The sequence below is a fragment of the Castellaniella sp. genome, from assembly GCF_034674885.1.
Taxonomy (GTDB): Bacteria; Pseudomonadota; Gammaproteobacteria; order Burkholderiales; family Burkholderiaceae_B; genus Castellaniella.
This window is the reverse complement of the sequence record NZ_JAUCDS010000007.1, coordinates 81202-105619: the sequence shown is the minus strand read 5'-3', so window position 1 is coordinate 105619 and position 24418 is coordinate 81202. Positions and strand designations below refer to the sequence as shown.

General features: G+C 59.7%; 21 protein-coding genes and 1 pseudogene. 10 read left to right on the top strand and 12 right to left on the bottom strand.

From position 1 onward, the window contains the following. Positions 1-20: 20 nt before the first annotated feature. The 9 genes and pseudogenes from hutU to VDP74_RS06465 all read right to left on the bottom strand — a co-directional run bounded on the left by hutU (position 21) and on the right by VDP74_RS06465 (position 10207). Positions 21-1724, bottom strand: coding sequence for a urocanate hydratase (gene hutU / locus VDP74_RS06505; RefSeq protein ID WP_322998817.1), 1704 nt, complete (start codon positions 1722-1724; stop codon positions 21-23). A 113-nt stretch (positions 1725-1837) separates the two neighbouring features. Further along, positions 1838-3247: an FAD-binding oxidoreductase gene (locus tag VDP74_RS06500; protein ID WP_322998833.1), complete on the bottom strand. Its 1410-nt coding sequence runs from the start codon at positions 3245-3247 to the stop codon at positions 1838-1840. Positions 3248-3325: 78 nt separating this feature from the next. Then, positions 3326-4519, bottom strand: a pseudogene (locus VDP74_RS06495) (aromatic amino acid transaminase); the annotation flags it as partial. A gap of 41 nt (positions 4520-4560) precedes the next feature. Next, complete coding sequence (locus VDP74_RS06490; RefSeq protein ID WP_322998816.1) at positions 4561-5379, bottom strand: amino acid ABC transporter ATP-binding protein; 819 nt, start codon at positions 5377-5379, stop codon at positions 4561-4563. Positions 5380-5394: 15 nt separating this feature from the next. After that, positions 5395-6060, bottom strand: a complete 666-nt coding sequence (locus tag VDP74_RS06485) for an amino acid ABC transporter permease (protein WP_416232945.1) — start codon at positions 6058-6060, stop codon at positions 5395-5397. Beyond that, positions 6057-6707 (bottom strand): amino acid ABC transporter permease, encoded by a 651-nt coding sequence (locus VDP74_RS06480; RefSeq protein WP_322998814.1) that lies wholly within the window; start codon positions 6705-6707, stop codon positions 6057-6059. Before VDP74_RS06480 ends, VDP74_RS06485 begins: the two co-directional genes overlap by 4 nt. A 93-nt stretch (positions 6708-6800) precedes the next feature. After that, entirely contained in the window at positions 6801-7631 is an 831-nt protein-coding gene (locus tag VDP74_RS06475) for a transporter substrate-binding domain-containing protein (protein WP_322998813.1), read from the bottom strand. Positions 7632-7823: 192 nt separating this feature from the next. Further along, complete coding sequence (locus tag VDP74_RS06470; protein ID WP_322998812.1) at positions 7824-8966, bottom strand: acyl-CoA dehydrogenase family protein; 1143 nt, start codon at positions 8964-8966, stop codon at positions 7824-7826. Beyond that, entirely contained in the window at positions 8963-10207 is a 1245-nt protein-coding gene (locus VDP74_RS06465; protein ID WP_322998811.1) for a CoA transferase, read from the bottom strand. The genes VDP74_RS06470 and VDP74_RS06465 overlap by 4 nt, the downstream gene beginning before the upstream one ends. Before the next feature lie 137 nt (positions 10208-10344). Here VDP74_RS06465 and VDP74_RS06460 point away from each other — a divergent pair, with 137 nt between their 5' ends. Beyond that, entirely contained in the window at positions 10345-11262 is a 918-nt protein-coding gene (locus VDP74_RS06460) for a LysR family transcriptional regulator (protein WP_322998810.1), read from the top strand. On the opposite strand, the gene hutC is transcribed toward VDP74_RS06460, so the two are convergent. Beyond that, entirely contained in the window at positions 11259-11990 is a 732-nt protein-coding gene (gene hutC, locus VDP74_RS06455) for a histidine utilization repressor (RefSeq protein WP_322998809.1), read from the bottom strand. The two genes, VDP74_RS06460 and hutC, sit on opposite strands and share 4 nt — an antisense overlap. 272 nt (positions 11991-12262) lie before the next feature. On the opposite strand from hutC, the gene VDP74_RS06450 reads away from it, so the two are divergent. The 3 genes from VDP74_RS06450 to VDP74_RS06440 all read left to right on the top strand — a co-directional run bounded on the left by VDP74_RS06450 (position 12263) and on the right by VDP74_RS06440 (position 16901). Further along, positions 12263-13747, top strand: coding sequence for a nucleobase:cation symporter-2 family protein (locus VDP74_RS06450; RefSeq protein WP_322998808.1), 1485 nt, complete (start codon positions 12263-12265; stop codon positions 13745-13747). 178 nt (positions 13748-13925) lie between these two features. After that, positions 13926-14504 carry a transcription termination/antitermination protein NusG gene (gene nusG / locus VDP74_RS06445; RefSeq protein WP_322998807.1) on the top strand — a complete coding sequence of 193 codons (579 nt, stop codon included), beginning with the start codon at positions 13926-13928 and terminating at the stop codon, positions 14502-14504. Between the two features lie 177 nt (positions 14505-14681). Beyond that, on the top strand, positions 14682-16901 hold the full coding sequence (locus tag VDP74_RS06440) for an autotransporter outer membrane beta-barrel domain-containing protein (protein ID WP_322998806.1): 2220 nt from the start codon (positions 14682-14684) through the stop codon (positions 16899-16901). A gap of 88 nt (positions 16902-16989) precedes the next feature. Here VDP74_RS06440 and VDP74_RS06435 read toward each other — a convergent pair whose 3' ends face one another. Next, a complete protein-coding gene (locus VDP74_RS06435; RefSeq protein WP_322998805.1) occupies positions 16990-17184 on the bottom strand; it encodes a hypothetical protein in 195 nt (64 codons plus the stop codon). Next, the gene (locus VDP74_RS06430) at positions 17181-17867 is read right to left on the bottom strand and encodes an SDH family Clp fold serine proteinase (RefSeq protein ID WP_322998804.1); all 687 of its coding nucleotides are present in this window, start codon (positions 17865-17867) and stop codon (positions 17181-17183) included. The genes VDP74_RS06435 and VDP74_RS06430 overlap by 4 nt, the downstream gene beginning before the upstream one ends. A 366-nt stretch (positions 17868-18233) precedes the next feature. Between VDP74_RS06430 and VDP74_RS06425 the strand changes: the two genes are divergently transcribed. From VDP74_RS06425 to VDP74_RS06400, 6 genes are all read left to right on the top strand, one after another. Beyond that, positions 18234-18629, top strand: coding sequence for a MarR family EPS-associated transcriptional regulator (locus tag VDP74_RS06425; RefSeq protein ID WP_322998832.1), 396 nt, complete (start codon positions 18234-18236; stop codon positions 18627-18629). Beyond that, positions 18626-20407: an ABC transporter ATP-binding protein gene (locus VDP74_RS06420; protein WP_322998803.1), complete on the top strand. Its 1782-nt coding sequence runs from the start codon at positions 18626-18628 to the stop codon at positions 20405-20407. The genes VDP74_RS06425 and VDP74_RS06420 overlap by 4 nt, the downstream gene beginning before the upstream one ends. A gap of 50 nt (positions 20408-20457) precedes the next feature. Then, positions 20458-21354: a glycosyltransferase gene (locus tag VDP74_RS06415; RefSeq protein ID WP_322998802.1), complete on the top strand. Its 897-nt coding sequence runs from the start codon at positions 20458-20460 to the stop codon at positions 21352-21354. A 41-nt stretch (positions 21355-21395) separates the two neighbouring features. After that, positions 21396-22286, top strand: coding sequence for a hypothetical protein (locus VDP74_RS06410; protein ID WP_322998801.1), 891 nt, complete (start codon positions 21396-21398; stop codon positions 22284-22286). Between the two features lie 156 nt (positions 22287-22442). Next, positions 22443-23141: a hypothetical protein gene (locus VDP74_RS06405; protein ID WP_322998800.1), complete on the top strand. Its 699-nt coding sequence runs from the start codon at positions 22443-22445 to the stop codon at positions 23139-23141. 246 nt (positions 23142-23387) lie between these two features. Then, positions 23388-24389: a hypothetical protein gene (locus tag VDP74_RS06400; protein ID WP_322998799.1), complete on the top strand. Its 1002-nt coding sequence runs from the start codon at positions 23388-23390 to the stop codon at positions 24387-24389. The last annotated feature ends 29 nt before the right edge of the window (positions 24390-24418 follow it).

The following is a 24418-nucleotide window of genomic DNA, read 5'->3' as shown; positions in this document are numbered from 1 at the left end:
AACAGGGGGGCGGATGGTGTTCAGGGGATCATCGGCAGTTTCAGGCCGAAGTCCCGCGCCGTCCGGATCGCCAGGTCGTAGCCTGCGTCGGCATGGCGCATCACGCCGCTGCCGCAGTCGTTGATCAGCACGCGTTCCAGGCGGCGGGCGGCGGCCTCCGTGCCGTCGGCCACGATCACCATGCCGGCGTGCTGGCTGTAGCCCATGCCGACCCCGCCGCCGTGGTGCAGCGACACCCAGCTGGCGCCGCCCGCCGTGTTCAGCAAGGCGTTCAGCAGCGGCCAGTCGGACACCGCGTCCGTGCCGTCGCGCATGGCTTCCGTTTCGCGGTTGGGGCTGGCCACCGACCCCGTGTCCAGATGGTCGCGGCCGATCACGATGGGGGCCTTCAGTTCGCCTGTGCGCACCATCTCGTTGAAGGCCAGCCCGGCGCGATGGCGCTCGCCCAGCCCCAGCCAGCAGATGCGCGCCGGCAGCCCCTGGAAGGCAATACGATCGCGCGCCATGTCCAGCCACTGGATCATGTGGTGATTGTCGGGAAACAGTTCCTTCAGTTTGTGGTCGGTGGCGTAGATGTCTTCCGGGTCGCCCGACAGCGCCACCCAGCGAAAGGGGCCTTTGCCCTCGCAGAACAGCGGCCGGATGTAGGCCGGCACGAAACCAGGGAAGTCGAAGGCGTCGGTGATGCCCTCGTCGTAGGCCACCTGGCGGATGTTGTTGCCGTAATCCACCGTGGGGATGCCCAGGGCGTGCAGGTCCAGCATGGCCTGCACGTGGCGGGCGCAGGATTGGGCGGCCTCGGCCCGCAGCCGCACATGCTGGGCCGGGTCGCGCTGGGCGGCCTGCCACCGTTCCACCGTCCAGCCCGAGGGCAGGTAGCCGTGGATCAGATCGTGGGCGGAAGTCTGGTCCGTGACCAGGTCGGGGCGCGGGCCGCCCGTCTGGGCGCGGCGGGCCAGTTCCGGCAGCACGTCGGCTGCATTGCCCAGCAGGCCGATGGACACCGCTTCCTTGCGGCTCGTGTGTTCGGCAATCATGGCCAGCGCCTCGTCCAGGTCGCGTGCCTGTTTGTCCAGGTAGCGGGTGCGCAGGCGGAAGTCGATGTGCGACTGCTGGCATTCGATGGTCAGCGAGCACGCCCCGGCAAACGTCGCCGCCAGCGGCTGCGCCCCGCCCATGCCGCCCAGGCCCGCCGTCACGATCCAGCGGCCCGCGAAGGACCCGCCGAAGTGCTGGCGCGCGGCCTCGGCAAAGGTTTCATACGTGCCCTGCACGATGCCCTGGCTGCCGATGTAGATCCAGCTGCCGGCCGTCATCTGGCCGTACATGAACAGCCCGGCCTGGTCCAGTTCGTTGAACTTTTCCCAGGTGGCCCATTTGGGCACCAGGTTGGAATTGGCCAGCAGCACGCGCGGCGCGTCCGCGTGGGTCTTGAAGACCCCGACTGGTTTGCCCGACTGCACCAGCAGGGTCTCGTCTTCGCCCAGATTGCGCAGGCTGTCCAGGATGGCGTCGTAGCAGGCCCAGTTGCGCGCCGCGCGGCCGATGCCGCCGTACACCACCAGATGCTTGGGGTTTTCCGCCACGGCCGGATCCAGATTGTTCTGGATCATGCGATAGGCCGCCTCGATCGTCCAGTTGCGGCAGTGCAGTTGCGATCCGGTGGGGGCGTGGATTTCGCGGCTGGCGTCGTAACGCGGATCGTCTGCTTGGGAATGGGACACGGTCTGCTCCTGTACGGGAAATATCAAGCTTGAATGTATATCTGTTTGGCGTAAATGTCTATACAAATTGGCCCGGCATCGAGGCCCAGCGAAGGGGGCTGGCGCGCCCGCTGTCAGAGGGTCACGATCCGGCCCGGGTTCAGCCCTGCCTGCGGGTCCAGCAATCGCCGGATTTCCACCATCAGTTCGCGCTCCGGCGCGCTGCGGCTGTGATGCAGAAAGGGCTTCTTGATGCGCCCGATGCCGTGCTCGGCGGAAATGCTGCCGCCTACCCGCTCGACTTCCCGGTAGACCAGGGATTCGACCGCCTCCAGATCGTCGTGCGCGTAGGGGCCGGTGGACAGGTGCAGGTTGCCGTCGCCCAGGTGGCCGAACAGCAGCCGCTGCGCCGCCGGCCAGCGGGACGCCAGGGCCTGCTGCGTGCGGGCGATGAAGTCCGGCAGCAGGGCCAGCGGGATGCCGATGTCGAAGGCCACGTAGGGGGCCATGGTGTGCAGGATCTCGCCGATCGCATCGCGCAGCCGCCACAGCTGGGCGGCCTGTTCCTGGCTTTGCGGCAGGATGGCGTCCAGCACCAGGCCGTTGTCCAGGCAGTCTTCCAGGAAGCGGTGCAAGTCGGTCCGGGCGCGGTCGCCGGCAGCGTCGCTGTCCGGGGCATCAGCCCCATCCGCACCGGCCGCATGACCGTCACTGCCCGCGAAGGATTCCACTTCCAGCAGCACGCAGATCGGGCAGGCCCCGTCGAAAGGTTCCGCCCGCTGCGTCACCGTGGCGGCCGCCTGCAGGTATTCGCGCCACATCACTTCAAATGAGGACAAGGTCGCCAGCCGCCCGCGTGCGGCCTTCAGCAGCGCCGCCAGCTGATCGAAGCCGGCCAGTCCCACCAGGGCGCTGTGGCGTCGTTCGGGCTTGGGGAACAGCCGCAGCACGGCCCGCGTGACGACGCCCAGCGTGCCTTCCGTGCCGATGAACAGATGCTTCAGATCCAGGCCGGTGTTGTTCTTCAGGCCCTGGTTCATCATGGTCAGCACCGTCCCGTCGGCACGCACGACTTCCAGCCCCAGCACCAGTTCGCGCATGGTGCCGTAGCGCAGCACACGATTGCCGCCGACGTTGGTGGCGACGTTGCCGCCGATCTGGCAGGACGCCCGCGCCCCGCAGTCCATGGGGAAATACCAGCCCTGGGCTTCGACGGCGGCGCACAGGTTTTCCAGCACCATGCCGGCCTGCACCGTCGCCGTGCCGCTGACGGCGTCCAGGCGTTCGATCCGGTCCATCAGTTCCAGCGACAGCACGACGTCGCCCGCATCCGGCACGGCGCCGCCCGCCAGGCCGGTGCGCCCACCCTGGATCGTCAGATTGCGGCCCTCGCGCCGGCAGGCCCGCACGATGGCGGCGACCTCGTCCGTGCTGCGCGGGCGCAGGATGCAGTACGGCGGAGCATCGGCCTTCAGGCCGCTGTCGTCCTGCAGGTAGCGGGCGACGTCATCGGCGCCCGGCCGCAGGCACGACACGGTCCGCATCAGCGCCTCGATCGTATCGGGCATAGCGGGAGTATCGAACATAGCGGGCATAGCGGGCGCTTGGGCCTGCGGCGCAGTCCGCATCAGCACGTCGGCCAGGGCGTCGGTGAACCGGCCGACGTTCCGGGTGTTCAGGCCCGGCAGGCAGATGCGCCCCGAATCCAGCAGATAGACGGCATGGCGTTCGCGCAGCATCAGGATCTGCTCGGGCCGCAGGCCCGTCAGGCTGAACATGCCCTGGTGCGCCAGCAGATAACGGGCGGGGTAATCCGGTGCCTTGCCGGCCAGTTGCTCTACCACCTGGCCGCGCATGGACCGGATGCGGGCGCGCATTGCGGCGACCTCGTCGCGCCACAGCCGGTTCAGCGCAGGATCGCCCAGAACCTGGGCGATGACCTGCGCGCCATGCACGGGCGGGTTGGAATAGATGCGCCGCACGATGGCGATCAACTGGCCCAGCACGGCCGGCACGTGGCCCGCCTGCTCGCACACCACCGACAGCCCCCCGCAGCGTTCGCCGTAAAAGGAAAAGTTCTTGGAAAAAGAATTCGCCACCAGGTACGCCATGCCGGATTCGGCCAGCAGGCGCACGGCCAGCGCGTCTTCGTCCAGGCCGCTGCCGAATCCCTGGTAAGCCAGGTCCAGGAAGGGGATCAGGCCCTGGCGCTGCATCAGGGCGATCAGCGCGCCCCACTGCTCGGCCGTCAGGTCCGCGCCGCTGGGATTGTGGCAGCAGGGGTGCAGCAGCACGATGCTGCGGGCCGGCAGCGTCGCCAGAACGTCCATCATCGCGTCGAAGCGCACCGCGTGGGTGGCGGGATCGTAGTAGGGGTAGCGGTGCGTGGCGATGCCTGCGCCGGAAAAAATGGCGAAATGATTGTCCCAGGCCGGATCGCTGATCCAGACGGCGCTGTCGGGATAGGCGCTGTGCAGGAAATCCGCGCCGACCTTCAAGGCCCCGGTGCCGCCCACGCTCTGGATCGTTGCTGCCCGCTGCTCGCTCAGCGCGGGGCTGTCGGCGCCCAGCACCAGCTGCTGCACAGCCAGGCGGTAGGATTCCAGGCCCTCGATGGGCAGGTAGGTGCGCGGCCGTTCCTGTTGCGCCAGCAGGGCTTCGGCCTGCCGGACGCATTGCAGTACCGGGATGCGGCCGTCCTCGTCGTAATACAGACCGACTGTCAGGTTGACCTTGTCGGCGCGGGGGTCGCGGCGGCAGGCATTGCCCAGTTCGAAAATCGGGTCGCCGGCAAATGAGGGGATGTGAGCAAACATGAGATCTGCGCCCTGTGTGATTGCTTGGCCGCGCGGGCGGCCTATTGTTCCCAGAACGCGTTGCGGTCCAGGTAGTTCTGCAGGAATTGTTTCAGCCGTTCGTGCTGCACGTGGCGGAACAGTTCCGCCGGCGGCCCGCTGGCGGCGATTTTTCCCTGGTCGATGAACAGCACCCGGTCGGCCACCTGGGCGGCAAAGCCCATTTCGTGGGTCACGACCACCATGGTCATGCCGTCGCGCGCCAGGTTCTTCATGACCTGCAGCACCTCGCCCACCAGTTCCGGGTCCAGGGCGGACGTCGGTTCGTCGAACAGCATGATGTGCGGTTCCATCGCCAGGGCGCGGGCGATGGCCACGCGCTGCTGCTGGCCCCCCGACAGGCGGATCGGGTAGCTGTCGGCCTTGTCCGCCAGGCCGACCTTGGCCAGCATGGCGCGGGCCTTGTCGTGTGCCTGGCTGCGCGGCAGTTTCTTCACCCGGATCAGGGCCTCGGCCACATTGCCCAGGGCCGTCATGTGCGGCCACAGGTTGAAATGCTGGAACACCATGCCTACATGGCGGCGCACGTCCTTGACCTCGGCGGACGTGGCCTTGCGCCGCGTGCCGTCCTGGTCCACGTAGCCCAGCAGCCGGCCCTCGATCAGCACGTCGCCGGAATCATACTGTTCCAGGAAGGCCAGGGAACGCAGCAGCGTGCTCTTGCCCGATCCCGACGGCCCGATGATGCAGATGACCTCGGATTTGCGCACCCCCAGGGAAATGCCGTTGAGCACCTGGTTGTCGCCATAGCGTTTGGTGATGTCCCGGGTCTGGATCAGCAAGTCGCCGCCGTCTGGGGGATTCGTGGGGAGTGTCGTCATGCGGGATTCCGTCAATCAGCGCTGCAGATAGCGGCTGGCCTTCAGTTCGGCCCAGCCGCCCAGTTTCTGCGTGATGGCGACCAGGATCAGGTAGCACACGCACAGCACCAGGGTGGTTTCGACGTAGATGAATTGTTCGGATCCGATCTGTGTCAGCACGGCCGTCAGTTCGGGCACCGTGATGATGGACAGCACGGACGTTTCCTTGCTGAGGATGATGATCATGTTGATCAGGGCCGGCGTGATGATCACCAGCATCTGCGGCAGCTGCACGCGCCAGATGGTGCTGATGCGCGACAGGCCCAGGCAGTCTGCGGCCTCGACCTGGCCGTTGGGCACCGACAGAAAGCCGGAACGGAAGATCTCGGCGAAATAGGCGCTGCCGTACAGCGCCAGCGACACGATGCCCGCGTCCATCGCCGACAGCGATACGCCGAAATTCGGCCCGCCGTAGTACAGGATGAACAGCTGCACCAGGAATGGCGTGGTGCGCAGGACCTCGATGTAGACCCGCAGCACCGCCCGCACCCAGCGGCCCGTGAACAATTGCAGCACGGCGATCACGAATCCCACCGCCATGCCCAGGGCCACGGCGCCGATCCAGCTGGCGATCGTGACGCCGAAACCGTCCAGGATCTGGCCGCTGTATTGCGAAATCAGGGAAAAGTCCACAGACATCAGGCTCTCCCGAAGCGCTGTTCGGCGTAGTGGCCCACGATCGACAGCACGCCGTTGATCAGCATGTAGGCCAGGCCGGCGATCAGGTAGGCTTCCAGCGGCCGGAAGGTGCTGGCCGCGACGTTCTGCGCCGTGCGGGTGATTTCCGCCACCCCCACGACGGAAATCAGGGCGGACGCCTTGATCAGCAGGATCATTTCATTGATCAGCGACGGCGTGGTCAGTTTCAGCGCCTGGGGGATTTCGATGCGGACCAGCGTGTGCACGGGCGACAGGCCCACCATCTGCGCGGCCTCGATCTGCCCGCGCGGGATGCCCAGGAAGCCGCCGCGCAGGATCTCGCCCAGGTAGGCGCCCTCGCACAGCGAAATGGCGGCGATGGCGGCCGTCAGCGGCGACACGTTGATCCCCAGGGTGGGCAGGAAATAGTAAGCCAGCATCAGCTGCACCAGCAGCGGCACCCCGCGAAACAGGAAGGTATAGAAATTGCCGCAGCGCCGGATCCAGGCCGACGGCGACAGGCAGGCGGTGACGACCAGGATGGCGATCACGAACCCCAGCATCAGCCCGATCGCAGAGACGAAGATCGTCATCTGCGAGGCCTTCAGGATCAGAGGCAGGGCTTGCATGAAGGTGCTGGCATCGAACATGCGGGGCTTCCAAAGAAAAGCGGGGCCTGGGCCCCGCAGCGATCGGGCAGCGGCCAGGCAGCCACCCGATGCGACAGGCTGGAAACGAGCCGATCAGACGTTCGGGACGAAGTCTTCGGTGGGCACGGGCATTTCCATGCCGAACCATTTCACCTGCAGCGCCTTCAGGCGGCCGTCCTTGTGCATGTCCAGGATGACCTTGTCGATGGCGGTGATCAGCGAATCGCTGTCGGCGCCCTTATGCCCCATGAAGGCGAAGTAGACCTTCTTCCCGATGCTGGGCTGCACCACCGCGAACGTGTCGGGGCGTTCCTTTGCCGCCACGGCGATATTGGTGATCGAATGCCCCACGGCCATGATGCGCCCGTTGGCCAGGTCGGCGTAGGCCTGGTTGAAGTCCACGTATTCGCGGATTTCAGGCACCGGCTTCAGGGTTTCGGCATAGGCCTTGGTCTGCGCCAGCTGCGACGAGCCGCGCTGGCTGCCGATGATCTTGCCCGCCACCTGTTCGGGTTTGGTGAAGTCCTTGTTTTTGGCGCTCTTCAGGAATGCCACCGTGCCGTCGGCGATGGGCAGGGTGAAGTGATAGCGTTCCTTGCGCGCCTTGGTGACGTTCAGCGGGCCGCCCACCATGTCGAATTTCTTCGCATCCAGGCCCGGCAGCACGCTGGCCCAGGGCAGGTCGATGAAGCGGATCTTCACGCCCAGGGATTTGCCGACTTCGGCGAAGAATTCCTTGTTGAAGCCTTCCTGCTTGCCGTCCTTCAGGAAGTCGAACGGCGCGAACTGCATTTCAGTGCCGATGACCAGTTCGCCGGCCTTTTGCACGTCGGCCAACTGGTCTGCCTGGGCGGGCAGGGTGAACGATGCGGCGGCCAGGCAACTGCTGGCCAACAGCCATTTGAGTGTCGGGGTGATGCGCATGGTGTGGCTCCTCGATCGGCAGGGCAGCGGGGTGTGCCCTGATGCCGGAAATAATAGTGGATCTGTGTCGCAACAGGGCTTCTTGCGGCCCGATAAAAAGTATATACATTAGCGGTGGGGTGTCAATCGCAGAGAGCCCGGCACGCGTGTGGATCAAGCCGAATTAAGGGTAAGTCCCAGGCGGCGGACCGGCTATTCCGCCAGCATCTGGCGCGCGATGATAGTGCGCTGGATCTCGGACGAACCTTCGTAGATGCGCAGAATGCGGGCATCGCGCGCATAGCGCTCCAGCGGCATGTCGCGCGTGTAGCCGTAGCCGCCGTGGATCTGCAAAGCGCGGTCGGTGATGAAGCCGACCGCTTCCGAGGCATACAGTTTCGCCATGGCGGATTCCATGGAAAACCGTTCGCCCAGCCCGCGCTTGTGGGTGGCCTGCAGCGTTAGCGCCCAGGCGGCCTCCAGGCGCAGCTTCATGTCGGCCAGCATCCACTGGATCCCCTGTTTGTCGGCCAGGGGCTGGCCGCCGATCAGGCGTTCCCGCGCCCAGGACACGGCCGCGTCCAGGGCTGCTTGCGCGATGCCCAGGCTGGTGGCGGCGACGTCCAGGCGGCTGTTGTCCAGCACTTTCATGGCGGTGCGAAATCCGCTGCCTTCCTCGCCCAGCCGCCGGCTTGCCGGCACCCGGCAGTCCAGCGCGACTTCGAAGGCATGGCCGCCCCGGATGCCCATCAGCCTTTCCGGCTGGGAGACCTGCAGGCCGGGGGTGTCCTTGTCCACGACGAAGGCGCTGATGCCCCGGCTGCCGGCCTGCGGGTCGGTTTTGGCGTAGACCACGATGAAGTCGGCCTCGCCGGCGTTCGAGATGAAGTGCTTGACCCCGCTCAGGTGGTATTGGTCGCCTTCCCGGTGGGCCCATGTGCTCATGTCCGCTGGGTTGGATCCTGCCCGGGGTTCGGTCAGGGCGAATGCGCCCAGGATGTCGCCCCGGGCCGCCCGGGGCAGGTATTGCGCGCGCAAGTCGTCGTCCGCCCCGATCAGGATCGAATCGGTGGCCAGGTAGTGGGCGCCGATCATGGACGAAGTCGCGGCGCAGCTGCGGGCGATTTCGGCGATGGACAGGACCAGCGCCGTGGGGCTGATCCCCGCGCCGCCCCAGCGCTCGGGCAGGTTCATGCCCATGACGCCCAGCTCCGAGAGGCCGCGCACGTGACACGTGGCGGATCGGGCCTGCTCGTCCAGCTCGGCCGCCCGAGGGGCGAGCTCGGCGGCCGCATAGCGGCCGATGGCGGCGGCGATTTCCAGATCGTCCTCATGGACGCCCAAACGCGGATTCATGATGGATCTCCTGTGTGTTCAAGAGGGGTTTGGCGCCCGAAGACGCCCAGGTCGCGCAATGCGGCGATCTTGTCCAGTCCCAGGCCCAGCAGGCCGTGCAGGATTGCGTCGGTGTCGGCCCCCAGGTCCGGAGCCGGGCGTGCCGGCGTGTTTTCCCACGCTGAAAACTGGATCGGTTGACGCGGCAGCCGCAGGCCGGGCAGGCGCGGATCATCCGTGTCCTGCAGCAACTGGCGGTACCGCGCCTGGTCGCTGTCCAGCGCCTGGCGCACCGTCCAGATCGGTGCGGCGGGGATGGCGCCTTTCTCGAAACGCTCGACCACATCGGATACGGTCAGGTCGGCCGCCCAGGATTCGATGGCGGCCCGCAGCAGCGGTTCGTGCTGCGAACGTTGTTCGTCGCTGGCGAAGCGGGGGTCTTGCGCCAGGTCGTCGCGGTCGATGACCTGGGCGAACTGCGCGAACAGCTTGTTGTTCAGGATGGCCAGGACGAAATGGCCGTCTTTGGCCCGATACGCGCCGAAAGGGGCGGAGAGCGGGTGCCTGTTGCCCACGCGCCGGGCGTCCTTGCCGGTGAACAGGTAGCGCGCGACGGCGGTGACGGTGAACGACAGGGTGGCGTCGAACATGGCCGCATCCACGTGGGTGCCCTGGCCGCTGCGGTCACGGCCGATCAGGGCTGCCAGCGTGCCCCAGGATGCGAACAGGCCACTGAGCACGTCGGTGATGGCTTCCCCGACCAGTGTGGGTGGCCCGTCCGGGAACCCGGTGGATTCCATGATGCCGCTCATGGCCTGGATGACGATGTCATAGGCGGGCCGGCGCGCGGCGGGCCCGTTCTGCCCGAAGCCGGAAATGCTGGTGTAGATCAGGCGGGGGTTCAGCGCGCTGAGCTGGCCGTAGCCGATGCCCAGCTTGTCCGCCACCCCGGGCCGGAAATTCTCGACCACGATGTCGACCTCGGCCGCCAGCTGGTGCACCAGCGCCACCGCCTCGGGCTGTTTCAAGTCCAGCACCAGGCTTTGCTTGTTCCGGTTGACGACGCTGAACAGGGCGCTGTGTCCGTCGCGCATCGGACCGATCGCGCGGTAGTCGTCGCCTTGGGGGGGCTCTACTTTGATGATGTGCGCGCCCAGGTCGCCCAGCAGCGCGGTGCAAAACGGACCGGACAGCACCCGCGTGAAATCCAGCACGCGCAGGCCGTGCAAGGGTCCTGCGCCAGAATCGGTGTTTTGCAGCATCTCGTGTCTCCGTCGTGATGGCGAGTCGTGCGTCCGGGCCGCAGGGTGGCGATGTCCGTCACCCGGCTTCGGAGATATGGTAAGAGCGCATTTGTATAATTTAAAACATTAAAAATTAATTGATTGAATAGAATTTAATGATTCAATTTTCAATCCGGCAGCTGGAATACTTCGTTGCGGTCGCCCGGCACGGCGGCACGCTGCAGGCCGCGCGCGCCCTGAATGTGTCGCAGCCGTCGATCTCCCATGCCATCCGCGAACTCGAGGCGAGCTGGGATGTCTCTCTGTTCGTGCGGCGGCATGCGCGCGGCCTGCAGCTGACGACGGAAGGCGAACAGCGTTTCCGCCAGGCCCTGCGCCTGCTGCGCGAGGCCCATTCCCTGGAACAGCGGACGGAACGAAGCATCCGCGGGGAACTGGCCGTGGGCTGTTTCGATACGCTGGGGCCTTTGGTGTTTCCGGCCCTGATGAAGGCATTCCAGCAGCATTACCCGGATGTGCGGCTGCGGCCCCACGAGGGGCATATCGCCGATCTGCTGGATCAGGTGGCCGATGGCGCCCTGGAACTGGCGCTGGTCTACGACACCAGCCTGGCGGGTGAACGGATCCGTTTGCATGATGTCGGCGCCAGCCTGCCCTATGCCGTGCTGCCTGCCGGGCATCCCTTGGCCGTGCAGCCCGATGTGTCGGTGGCGGACCTGGCGCGGTATCCCTTCATCCTGATCAATCCGCCCCATAGCCGGGAGTACTTCCTGTCCTTGTTCAGCCATGCGGGGGTGAGGCCGCAGGTCGTCGCGGAAGTCGGGTCCTTTGAAATGGTCCGTGCCCTGGTGGCCAATGGGCACGGGGTTTCGATTCTGGTGACCCGCCCGGCAGGCGATCTGGCCTACGATGGCAGCCCCCTGGCGTGCCGTGCTTTGCGGGATGCGCCGCCGCCCCAGAAAATCGTGCTGGCCAGCGCGGTCGACCTGCCCCTGGGGGTCTTGGCGCAGGCCTTCCTGGACCTGGCGCGCGATTACTTGAAGGGCCGGGGCCTGAGTCCCTGTCGCCCCTAGGCCTGCCCCGCCAGTTTGTAGCGGTTGCCGGGGTACCACATCACCGCCTGCGAGGCGAACACCCCGCCGGAAAACGTCGTGCGATCCAGCACCAGGCAGGGCTGTTCCAGGGGGATGTCCAGTGGCGCGGCCACGTTCTGCGGGGGCAGCTTGACCTCGATCGTGTAGCGCCCGGTGGGGGCGGGCGCCGCGTGCATCAGGTATTCATTGGGGGTCGTCTGCGACCAGTCCTGCTGCAGATAGTCGGGCAGGCGCCGGGCGTCGACCACGCGGTCCTCCAGCTGGATGGGTTCCGCGTTTTCGTAGTGCACGATGATGGAATGAAACAGCGGCGCCCCCACCGGCAGGTGAAAACGCTGCGCCTGAGTGGTGGTCACCTTGCTTTTTTCCAGCAGCAGGACATGGCAGGAATGTCGATGCCCCCGGTCGCGGATGTCCTGCGCGATGCTGCGGATCTCGATCAGGGTGGACGGGATTTTTGCGGGCGCCACATACGTGCCCGATCCCTGGTAGCGCAGCAGCACCTGGTCTGCCGTCAGCTCGCGCAGCGCGCGGTGCACCGTCATGCGCGACACGCCGAATTGCTTGCATAGCGCCAGTTCGGTGGGGATCAGTTCGCCTTCCGTCCAGATGCCGCCGCGAATCTGCTGCAGGACATAGTCCTTGATGCGCTGATAGGCGGGCATCGCCCGCGCAGCGGTCTCGGTGGCCTGGGCCTGGCGGCGCATGTCGTGTTTCCTGGTTGTCGGATACGGCTATTCTATGCGAGACCGCCCCACGGCTCACGCATAGGTGTTTTCCCTGGACAGCGGGCACAGGCCCGCTTTTGGAACCGGGAACCCCAGGGTTATCCCGGAATTATGCGCGAATCTCAAAGCACCTTATGGCGCTTTTCTTATAGCCCCCCGCAGGGGCCTCCGGTACATTGATCGGAACTGTCCGACCCGAGCGCAGATCAGAACGCCGCGCGCGACAGGCCTATCAGAATCTGGAGACAACCATGAGCAATTCCGTCGCCCCGGTCGATGAAATACTGCCGATGGGCAAACTGACCGCGCTGGGTCTGCAGCACGTGCTGGTCATGTATGCAGGCGCGGTCGCCGTGCCGCTGATCATCGGCCGCGCCCTGAACCTGGATGCCCACGAGGTATCCCTGCTGATCGCCGCCGACCTGTTCGCCTGCGGCCTGGCCACCATCATCCAGTCGCTGGGCGCCACCCAATGGTTCGGCATCAAACTGCCCGTCATCATGGGTGTCAGTTTCGCCCCCGTGGGCCCCATGATCCACATCGCCGCCAGCAATCCCGGGCACGAGGGCGCCCAGCTGCTGTTTGGCACCATCATCGCGGCGGGGATCATCACCATCATCATCGCGCCGTGGATCAGCCGGCTGCTGCGCTTTTTCCCGCCGGTCGTCACCGGCACCATCATCGCCATCATCGGCATCACCCTGATGCGCGTGGGCATCAACTGGATCTTCGGCAACCCCTTCGGCCCCACCGCGCCGTCGATCGTCGACCCCAGCTACGCCGCCTGGCTGAAAAGCGCCCAGGTTGCGGCATCCGCGCCCGGCTCGCCGCTGGCGGCGGTCCCGCAGGGCCTGTCCATCCTGCCGACCGTGCCCAATCCCAAATACGCCGACCTGACCGGCGTGGGCGTGGCCGCCATCGTGCTGGTTTCCATCCTGCTGATCGCCAAATTCTGCAAGGGTTTTCTGGGCAACATCGCCGTGCTGCTGGGCATCGTGATCGGGGCGATCATCACCACCGCCATGGGCATCATGAATTTCGACAAGGTCGCCAAGGCCGCCTGGGTGGACGTCGTCATGCCCTTTCATTTCGGCATGCCGAAATTCGATTTCTGGATGATCCTGACCATGACCCTGGTCATGATCGTCATCCTGATCGAGTCCACCGGCATGTTCCTGGCACTGTCCGACATGACGGGTAAAAAGATCCACCAGAAAGACCTGGCGCGCGGCCTGCGCACCGACGGCCTGGGCACCCTGATCGGCGGCATCTTCAATACCTTCCCGTATTCCAGCTTCTCGCAGAACGTCGGGCTGGTGGCCGTCACCGGCGTACGCAGCCGCTTTGTCTGCGTAGCCAGCGGCGTCATCCTGCTGGTGCTGGGCCTGCTGCCGAAACTGGCCGCCCTGGTTGAATCCCTGCCTACCGTCGTGCTGGGCGGCGCGGGCATCGTCATGTTCGGCATGGTCACGGCCACCGGCATCCGCATCCTGGGCGGCGTGGATTTCGTCAAGAACCGCAACAACGCCATGATCGTGGCGATTTCCATCGGCATGGGCATGATCCCCGTGGTCGCGCCGAACTTCCGCCAGTGGATGCCGCACGCCATCCACCCCCTGATCGAGTCCGGCATCCTGCTGACGTCCCTGTCGGCCGTGCTGCTGAACGTGTTCTTCAACGGCGCCCCGCACGACACCAAAGGCGCCGTCGAGGCCGCCAAGCACGCGGAAGCCTGACCTGGGCGGGTTGCTTAGCCAGGCATTTCTGCCTAGACTCGCACGAGTTTCATCAGGGGCTCGAACGAATACAGCGCCGGTCTTCTTCCAGCGGGCTTCTCAATGACCTTGAGGAGCCCGTTGTCATAATTTTTTGCTGATCAAAAAATACCTAGATTGGTAGTCTAAAAGGTCCGTCATGTCCAGTTCTCTAGGCCTCTGGTACGTCGCCCACACCAAACCCCGCCAGGAATCCATGGCGCGGGAACAGCTGCAGCGCCAGGATTTCGAGGTCTACCTGCCGCTGTTCAAGGTCTTCAAAAAGCCGCGCGCAGGGGCCCAGCGTGCGCCGGCCGCTGGCGCCGCGCAGCCAGGGGCGCCTGCGACCGCCGCGTCGGCCGCACCTGGGTTGACCGCCCACGAACCCATGTTCCCCCGCTACCTGTTCCTGCGCCCCACGCGGTCCACGCAATCGCTGTCGGTCGTGCGTTCCACCGTCGGGGTCAGCCGCCTGGTGATGTTCGGCCCCCAACCCGCCACCCTGGCCGACGCCGCCGTGCAGACCATTCGCCAGGCCGAAACCCTGCGCGAAACCGCGCAGATGGACCAGATCAGCCCATTTCAGCCCGGCATGCCGGTGCAGATCCAGGATTCCCCCCTGGCCGGCATCCAGGCCCTGGTGCAGGCCGTCTCCAAAGACCGCGTCACCCTGCTGTTGAACATCCTGGGCCGTCCCCAGACCGTCCAGGTCGAATTCGGGCAGATTGCGCCACTGTAGGTGGCAGTGCCGGAGTTGTTCTAATCTGTGCCAGATTAGTCCCAGTCGCCCTGCCAGTTCTCGCAGCCATCTTCTGCGACAAATTCAAGGGCATTACTACCAATTGAAACAACACGTGTCTCCTGGCAAAAGAGCCCAGTCACATTCCGTGACTGACAACTCTTACAGGAGACAAGCATGTCAATCCGACAGACTGCGATTCTTTGCGCCTGCCTGGGCCTGCCGCCGCCGACCACCGCACAGGCACTCGCGCCGCCGCAGCCGTTGTCCGCTCCGTTACTGGCACCGTGGGATTCGTCCCCGGCGCCTTTTTCTTTGTCCGGGGCACTGACCCGGCCACCCGGCGGCCAAGCCCTGGCCACCATCACCCGCCCGCTGCTGCTGGACCGGGACAGCGGTTTTGACGTCGCGACCGGCCAGACCCTGGAGATCCGAGGCGCCATCTGCACCCCGGCAGGCCCGGGCCAGAACACCTGCGAAGATCCAGGCGTTCCCGGCAGCCACTCGCCGGCCTTGCTGCTGAAACTGGGCGACGGCCACCTGGCCCTGTCGGGCGCCAACAGCTATCGCGGCAACACCGCGCTGCTGCAGGGCAGCCTGGGGCTGCAATCCAGCCAGGCCCTGGGGGCCGTCACCAACACCCTGGACATGGCCGGCGGCACCCGCCTGGATCTGGCCGATGGCGTCATCATCCATCAAGACCTGCAGGCGCGGTCTTTTGCCGACGTCGCATCCCTGGTGCCGGGGGCCTGGGGCATCACCCCGGCCGCGTCCGGCGACCCGGCCGCCATCCTGCGGGTCGAGCAGGGCACGGCCACCTGGCAGGGCCGCATCAACGCCGACAACACCCCGCTGGTCAAGGACGGCGCCGGCACCCTGCGGCTGCTGGGGTCGGGCTTTGCCCCCGATCATGCCCTGGACCTGCGCCAGGGCGGTCTGCAGATTGGTCAGGGCGGCCTGGGCATGGGCCAGTTCTGGTTCGGCGCCATCCATGCCCGCCCGGGTACCGTCCTGTCGGGCACCGGCCTGATCCTGGACGCCCTGGTCGCCGGCCATCTGCGGCCGGGATCGCCCGACGCCCCGGGCGCCCTGTGGTTCGGCAACAGCCTGCGGCTGGCCGACAGCGCCCAGACCCGCCTGCCTGTCGGCCTGGGCGAACCCGCCCTGCAATCCTGGGGCACCATCCGCCTGGCGGGCGATTTGTGGCTGGACCCCATCCCCGGGCAATGGGCGCCGAATACCCGCTACGACCTCGTGCAGGCGGACGGCGGCCTGGACTACACGCCCATCGCGGCGTCCGACCCCGCCGCCATGACGGCGGTGGGCATCAGCAGCGGCGCCGGCCGGTTCGCCAGGGTACACAGCCCCGTGCGCTACCTGGACCCCGTCCTGGGCTATGGCTCGCAGACCGTCAGCCTGACCTTGCGCTACAACGCCCGGGGCCTGAACAGCGCAGATTCCAGCTGGCGCAGCGCCTTGCTGGACGACAGCCGCTTTTTGCGGGAATCTGCCCTGACCTACACCGGCAGCGGCCAGGCCTGGGCGCAAACCTGGGCGGCCAATACCGAGCGGCCCGGCCAGGCCGGCCTGCCGGGGGACGATCGCGACATCGGGGGCCTGCAACTGGGCGTCAGCAGCCCCGTGGGGCCGAACTGGCACATGGCCGCCTTTGCCGGCTGGCAGGACAGCCGCCAGCACACGCGGCCCACTGCCGCGACGAACGACGGCACCTACCACCTGCGCGACCGCGCTGCGCACCTGGGCCTGGCCGCCCAGTACCGTAACCCGTCCGTCACGCTGGCCCTGGGCGCCGCCCAGTCTCACCATCGCGCGCGCATCAGCCGCCAGGCCGACCCGGCAGAATCGGCCCTGTCCAGCCGCGCCCGCGCCGTCCTGACCCAGCTGTGGGCGGATGCTCGCCCCACGCAGCCCCTGCCCGTGGGGGACTGGGCCATCACCCCCTGGGCCCGCATCGCCTGGCTGCACCTGCGGCGGCCGGCGGCCGAGGAAAACGGCGGCATGGCCGCCGTCGCACTGGGCGCGCAGACCGACCGGCGCTGGCTGACCCAGCTGGGCATCCGGGCGGAACGCCGCTGGCCCGCCCCGCATGGCGATGCCCGGATGTTCGCCCAGGCTGGTGTACGCAGCCTGTGGGGCGGGCGCGTCCTGCACAGCCCCCAGGCCTACCGGGCGGACCCGGGTGTGTCGTCTGATGCCACAGGGCTGCCCTATGCCCGGCATGCCCTGCAGCTGGATGTCGGCGTGCAGGCGCCTGTCAGCCAGCGGGCCTCTGTCACCCTGGTCTATACCGGCCAGCATGGCGGGGGGCAGATGCAGCACGGGGTTTGGCTGGGGGTGAGTGTGGCGCTGGATGGGAAGTCGCGCTCCGCGTACTGACCAGGAAATCGCTGCGGTATAAAACACAAGGCCTGATCTCGGATATCGAGGTCAGGCCTTTGGGGGGACAAGCAGGCGGATCGTGCCGCTACAGGGTTTGGGGGCGTCGATCCAGGGAAATAGTGCCGATGGGTTCCAGCTTGTAGCGTTCTGGTTGAATAGCCCCGGACCTGACCAGCGCATCAAACTGCGCCATTGCGTGTTCCATCAGGACTTCCTGGTCTTTGGGCAGCCTTGCCAGTTCTCGGTCTACGGTCTCGTTGAATTGCTCTACGATTCTCATGAGATCACCTTTTTGGCATGGTGGATAAAGCAGGGAGTTCGCTGCTGTGTTACAAATTCGGTCAGAAGGTCGCCGTAGGATCTTAGACAGAAGCGAAGAGATTGATCGTTTGTGTAGTCTTCGACTTCTAATCGTAGCATGTCCTGCACCTTCTTGATCCCGATCATTCGCCCATGAGAATGCCATTTCTTGTTGTCGCTCAGATCGGTGGCGATCTGCTCTGCACGTGCCTGCTTTTCCTCTATCGTCACCGCGCTGCCAGGGTTTGTGGTCCTGTGGGTCACCCAATCCTTGAATTTATATTTCACCAGCCATTCCTTCAGGAGACTGACGGACAAAGTCCTGGCTTGCTCGTATCTTCGCAGGTTGGCAAGATCCAGCCGTTGCAGCATGATCAGTTCAGCCTGCGTCAGTGTGCCGACACGCGATTTCTCGATGAACTCTTCGACCTTGTCGATGTATCCCAGCGCCGGTACCATTTCTTCCGGCCCGAGGCTTAATTGCGGATCAATGGGGCCAAGGGACGACGTGTAGTCCATGTAAATCTTGTCGCCAGACATGCAGAAGATAGTTCCAGCAGACATGGCTGCGCCGGGGACTGCGAAAAATACTTCCGTGAAATTGGCCCGCGTGACTTCAACCATTTTCTCGACTGCCTCAACCACGCCGCCAGGCGTGTTCAAGATGATCACCAGCCGGTCAGGGAAGGCTTTCCCGGATCTTTGGTCATTGCCTGCTATTTCCTCGATGGCTGTGATGTATTGCCGATGCTCTTGTGTGTCATATGGGCAGGATCAAATTGTCCCGGCAGGCTGCCGGTGGGTAGATGCGGCGGCCTCTTCCTGCCGCATCACCGCCCACCAGATCGCCAGCGAGATCACGAAGAATATCGCGCCGTTGTTGCGGCCCAGGATCACCTGCGTCAGACTGAACTTCCTGTCTGTCTGGCCACGCGTGGGGTCGCACCGAGATGCCAATCTTGGCTGACAGGGGCAATAGGCGTTATGATCGCGTTCACGCCTTGAACAGATGAAAAGCGCTTGCTGACCGTGTCACAGCACGGCGGTAGCGTGCCCGAAGCCCCACCACAGTTGCCCCCGCCTCCTTCAAAAATGAGCAACGGCGTCTACGAAGAAAGCCACCTGAAAGTGCTGCGCCTGCTGGAAACTGATCCGGCGCTTAGCCAGCGCGAACTGTCCCACGCCCTGGGCATCAGCCTGGGCAAGACCAACTACTGCATGCGCGCCTTGTTGGACAAGGGATTGATCAAAATGCAGAACTTTCGCAACAGCGACAGCAAGCTGGGCTACGCCTATCTGCTGACTCCGGCAGGGATCGTAGCTAAAGCAGAGTTAACCAGGGATTTCTTAAAAAGAAAAATGCGAGAATATGAGATTTTGAAACATGAAATTGAGCAGTTGCGTCAAGAAGTAGAAGGGTCATGAGCTTGGGAAATTTAATCAAAGGATTTTGGTCGCATTTGACGGTTCGACGCAAGCGACAGCTGTTTTTGCTATTCTGCTTAATGGTGTTGACGTCCTTTGCAGATGTTTTAAGCCTCGGTGCTGTGCTTCCTTTTTTGGGTGCTTTAACTCAACCAGAGAAAATATTCGCGTATCAAGAGTTGCAGCCATTTTTTAAGTGGCTGCAGATCGGCTCTCCAGAAGATCTTCTTTTTCCAATCACCATGATTTTTGTTTTCGCTGTGGTATTGGCTGGCGGCATGCGTTTGCTCTTATTGTACGTGCAAACAAGAGTGTCATTTTCTATAGGAGCAGATCTCAGTTATCAAGTGTACAGAAGAACATTATATCAACCATATTCCGTACATTTGTCACGCAATAGTAGCGAAATCATTAGCGGTGTGACGACCAAAATTGGACTAATAATAACTTATTTTTTAAATCCTATCCTGGTTTTGTCAAGTAGTGTCGTAATATTAATCGCAATTATGACTGCACTGTTGGCAGTGGACCCCCTGGTCTCCTCTATTGCTTTTCTGGGGTTTGGTGCGATCTATCTGCTGACAATTCTTATTACACGTAGACGCCTTGCTTTCTATAGTAAAGAAATATCCACCGAATCCAATCAAGTGGTTAAAGTTCTACAAGAGGGTTTAGGAGGTATACGGGATGTTTTGATTGATGGAACTCAAGAAATATACTGCAAACAATACCGGATGGCAGATATTCCGTTAAGGCGTGCACAGGCTGGCAGCGCAATTATAGGTGGTTTTCCAAGGTATGCAGTGGAGGCACTAGGGATGTCGTTTATCGCCATACTTGCCTATATATTATCAAAGCAAGAAGGGAGCATGGCGAGTGTTATAACCCTGTTGGGCGTGCTTGCTTTGGGGGCGCAGCGCTTGTTGCCGGTGTTGCAGCAGGCGTATGTTTCCATCGTGCAATTGCGTAGTGGGCGCGAGTCAATGCATGATGCACTTAAGTTGCTCAATCAACCTGTTAATATGGAGCCGCGAGATGCCCGTGGGATTGCATTACCATATAAGTCTTCTATAGATATATGTGATGTTGATTTCAATTATGCTCAAGGGTCTCCCCTGATATTAAGTAAATTGAATTTCAGAATCCAACACGGCAGTTGTGTTGGATTTATCGGAGCTACCGGCAGCGGGAAAAGCACGTTGCTGGACGTGCTAATGGGGCTTCTTGTGCCGACGGGTGGTCGAATATTGATTGATGGAGTTGAATTAAATAAAAAAAATCGCAAGGCATGGCAACGCCTCATAGCACATGTTCCACAATCCATTTATTTAACGGATGCTTCCATAATCGAAAATATTGCCTTTGGGGTGCCGGCGGATAAAATAGACAGAGCTCGTGCCCTGTTGGCCGCGCAGCAGGCCCAAATATCGTCGTATATAGAGGCATTAGAAGAAGGGTATGAGACTAAGGTAGGAGAACGAGGCGTTCGATTGTCAGGCGGTCAAAGGCAGCGTATAGGCATTGCCCGCGCATTGTACAAACAGGCTGAAGTGATAATTTTTGACGAAGCTACTAGTGCATTAGATAATGAAACAGAAGCAGCAGTGATGGATGCTATCGCTAGATTAAAAGGACGTGTCACGCTTTTGATCGTCGCGCATCGCTTATCAACTTTAAATCAATGCGATAGCATTTTTGAGTTGAAAAACGGACATATAGGCCAATCGAAGGTCCGTCTAGGCGCGACTGATATTGTCCCTATGGATCGTGATTTGTGATTATGTGGCTGCCAACCGTGGCAGATTGGTTCGTTGGGTGGATCTTGATCTTGAGACAGCATATAACAGCAATCAAGGCTGCTCTGGCAGCTTGCCCAAAAATTTTTAATTTACTAAAAGCCCTGGTCGTGATATATAGAAAATTACGATTAGAGTTGTTTCAGTGTTTTCTGTCTTTAAGGAGGATAAAAAAAATAAATCCGAATCATGGTTTATCAAAAAAACTAAATATATCGTTGACGTCATATCCACCTAGGTTTAATACATTGCATCTAACGTTGATATCCTTGTTAACGCAAAGAACAAGTCCAGATCGGATTGTTCTGTGGATAGCGAAGAATGATATTCATCTCATACCAAATAAGGTTAATAAACTTAAAAAATATGGACTTGAGATATTGGGGTGCGAGGATATAAGGTCATATAAGAAAATTATTCCCATGATAAATGCTGTGCCGAGAGAATTCATAGTGACAGCAGATGATGATGTGTACTATGAGCCGGATTGGCTATCTAGGTTGGTTCGTTCGTATATAGAGAATCCGGTAGGTGTGATTTGTCATAGAGGGCATAAAATTAGGCTTAATCCGTCAGGTTATCCATTGCCTTACAAGGAATGGGAGGGTGACATATCAAGGGAGCTGCAATCCCCTTTGGCGTTTCAGACAGGCGTTGGTGGCGTTTTGTACGCCCCCGAGGTTTTTGATGCAAGAGTTACGGATAGCACTGCCTTCCTTTCACTATGCCCAACAGCTGACGATTTTTGGTTGTATTGGATGGTTCGTCTGAATGGATCGGTAATTCGTATTTTAGCGGGCTCAAAAAAATTCCTGGTTTGGAGGGGCAGCCAGGAGAAGGCTCTCTGGATAGAGAATACAACAGGTGATGTGAGCAATGATTCAGCGTGTCATAAACTAATAGAGGCGTATGGATTTCCCATTAAGTGATTTAGACCCCGTAAGTAGGTAAGGGCATTTGGATAGGTATCATGATTAGATATTTTAAGAAAATGATAAAATCAATTCCTTTCCTGGGGAAGGTTGCTGTCAATATTGGCCGGAGATTTTCAGGTTGTTATCTCCCAGACCTTTATACGGTTGATCCCAAGTTTAGGGATATTTATATAGAAAGGGTAAATCACGCCATAATTCAGAAAAGACTTTATTTATCCAGGGTGATAAATGATCATTTTTCTGGCACCGTTGGATATGGTCCATTTCAAGGGCTAAGGTTTACAGATGACTCCTGGTGGGGAGGAGGGGATCGAGCAGGGATGCTGCTTGGAATATATGAAAAGGAAGTTCTGGAAACTTTGACAACTTTGTCTGAGCGGCACGAATATGAATATTTTGTAGATTTGGGTGCCGCTGATGGTTATTATGGAATTGGTGTAGTTGTCTCTGGCTTGTTTGAAAAATCATACTGTTACGAGCAAAGTGAGCATGGTCGATCGCTAATCAGGCAAGCCTGTGTCCTAAATGATGTGTCGGATAAAAAGGTCGAGGTTCGAGGACTTGCCACTAATGATTTTTATAAGGATTTACCCGAAGACGTTTTGAGATCTTGCGTCTTAATGGTTGATATCGAAGGGGCTGAGTTTTCTTTGCTGGACAGAAGTGTTTTACATGCCTTTCGGAAGTCGACAATAATTGTCGAGCTTCATGAGATGTTGCTTGAGAATGGAGATGATCTTTTGTTGGATTTGAAGCGCCGTGCAGTGGAGTACTTCAGCATACGAGAAATAACGGTTGGTTCTAGGGATCTATCGGGCTTTAAAGAATTGGAAAACTATAGAGATGATGATCGGTGGCTAATTTGCTCTGAGGGGAGGCGTGCGGTACAAAGGTGGTACATAATGACTCCAAAAACCCCCTCGTAAAAGCACCATATGGTGCAGTTTTTTTGAGTTCTGCTCTGACATGGGGATGTGGCAAACCCAATGTCCTTCAGGAACTATAGTTCGGAGCATTTGTACATAGCTGCGCTGAAAGTCCACTCATCGTATCAATGACCAATAGCTGTTCGGAGAGTTTCTATGAGACAAATAAAAAGAATCGTAAAAAAAATACCGTTATTTGGCTATTTATTAAAACTAATGTATGAGCGTTTCTTTATTGTTGATTCGTTTCAAGGATCCTCTGATTATTGGAAAAAAAGATATTCATCTGGGGGGAATTCTGGATGCGGTTCGTATGGGGGTCTAGCAAAATTCAAGGCAGAGATAATAAATAAATTCGTCTTGGAAAATCATATTGATAGTGTCATTGAGTTTGGGTGCGGAGATGGCAATCAGCTATCATATGCTATATACCCAAAATATATAGGATTTGATGTTAGTGAAGTAGCATTGTCTTTGTGTTCACGGAAATTCGATGGTGATGAATCCAAGAAATTCCTCTTGGACGGCGAGTACTCCGGCCAGACATCTGATTTAACCCTCTCGCTAGATGTTATATACCATCTTGTGGAGGATGAGGTGTTTGATAGCTATATGGCCAGGTTATTTGATTCATCAAAAAAATTCGTTATCATATATTCCAGTAATAATGATAATGTTGTTGATGCGAGGCATGTGAGGCATAGGATTTTCACCTCATGGGTGAACCAAAACCGAAGCAACTGGAAGTTAATTTTGAGAATAGGCAATAAATTTCCTTATTGCGAAGATGATGAGAGTGGGTCATTTGCTGATTTCTATATATATGAGATGTATGCGGCTGGTGCTCAAGGCTGAGGGTAGGGAGCTTGTTTCAATGAAGAGATATGATATCAATCTGATTTTCTCCGGTCGCCGGACTTTTGATTTCCTTGGTATTAAATATCCAAAGGTGGAAGTGAATTAATTTGAATTGTATTTATTCCTTGACGACCTGGTGTAGGCCGGTGAAAAATATTTCTCGGAAATGTTTGGTGCGGAATTTTTGCAATTATTTAGTAAATGATGTTCTTTTACTCACTATAGAAATTTTCTGGATAAATGATGTCGTCTGATTTTTCACCAGAGGTGCCTGTTCTGCTTTTGTTGTTCAATCGAGTAGATTGTGCGGAGAGACTTCTTTCTTTGTTGAAATCGGTGGGGCCTAGGAAAATATATGTTTCTTGTGATGGTCCTAGATTGGGAAATCATAACGATGTTTTCGCAGTTAATGCGATCAAAGAAAAGGTGTTAACCTCAAATTGGAAAGGTGGTATAGAGGTATTGTTTCGGGAGGATAATCTTGGTTGTCGAAAAGCAGTAAGTGGTGCCATAGATTGGTTTTTTGAGAATGAGGAATCTGGAATAATTCTGGAGGATGACTGCGTTCCAGATCTGACTTTCTTTTCTTTTTGCAAGGAAATGCTGGAGAAATACAGGCATGATGAGAGGGTAATGGGGATAGGTGGCCAGAATTATTTCTCCAATAAGGATTTTCAATATAGCTATATTTTTACAAAATACAACCAGACGTCTGGTTGGGCGACATGGAAAAGAGCCTGGAAGCATTACGATAGGGATATGGCCAACTGGCCGAGTTTGCGGAATTCAGATTGGCTACTTTCGATTGGGTCTGGTGGGAAAGTATTTGCCAGTTACTGGAAATCTATATTTGATAAGGCATATGAAGATAAGGATTTCAGTTCATGGGCGTATAGATGGACCTTCTCTTGTTGGGCACAGCGGGGTTTGTCCATACTCCCAACTAAGAATTTGGTTATAAATGTCGGGATTGGAGATAATGCGACCCACACTAAGAATGATGATCATCCGATATTTCGCCTTTCTTTAGAGGAAATGTCTTTTCCTCTGAGCCATCCGCCGATAATTGCGTTAAGCCCTATCAGAGAGACCTGGCTGGACGTAAATGTATACAGAATTACGTATAAGAGTTATGTTAAGTCTATATTGATTAAGAATCGATCAACAAGATGGATTTCATCGCTTTACGGATTTATGGCCAATATCGTGCGCCGAGCAAGAATCAGATGTTCAATGTTACGATAATTCCTTCATTTCCTGCGCCCCCTCGGTCG